Source organism: Vibrio sp. S234-5 (assembly GCF_000960595.1).
Classification (GTDB): domain Bacteria; phylum Pseudomonadota; class Gammaproteobacteria; order Enterobacterales; family Vibrionaceae; genus Vibrio.
Map to the genome: position 1 here is coordinate 1 of NZ_JZAM01000153.1, position 555 is coordinate 555.

Genomic DNA, 555 nt, shown 5'->3' on the forward strand with positions numbered 1-555 from the left:
CGCTCAAAACACCCCAAGCAATCTCAAGAAGTCCAAGACGATTTTAAAAAAATTCAAAATTGAAACGATCCTGAAGATCCCAGGACATATCGCTTTAGAGCATGTGGATGTCTGGTTTCAAGATGAAGCCAGATTTGGGCAACAAAACACGACGACACGGTTATGGGCAGAGAAAGGAACACGTCCCAGAGCCGTGAAGCAACAACAATTTGAATATGCGTATCTGTTTGGCTCTGTCTGTCCCGCGAGAGGGATTGGCGAAGCGATGATCGTTCCTTGGGTTAATAAAGAGATTATGATCGAGCATTTAAAGCAAATATCGGCTGTCACAGAGAAAGGGCGTCATGCCGTCATCATTATGGATGGGGCGAGTTGGCATACCAATGACATTGCAGAACCGTTTAGCAATGTCAGTATCATCAAGCTCCGTATCCGCCCCATGAACCCACGGGGCGATATTGTTAGTGTTTGAAGTTCCAAGGCAGGAGTGCATCGATATCAGGTTCCGCTTTCGCTAACTCCTGCATGCACTTGACCATGTAGTCGTAAAGGATA

General features: G+C 46.1%; 1 pseudogene. It reads left to right on the top strand.

From position 1 onward, the window contains the following. Nucleotides 1-427, top strand: a pseudogene (locus tag UF06_RS06530) (transposase); the annotation flags it as partial. Nucleotides 428-555 lie beyond the last annotated feature (128 nt).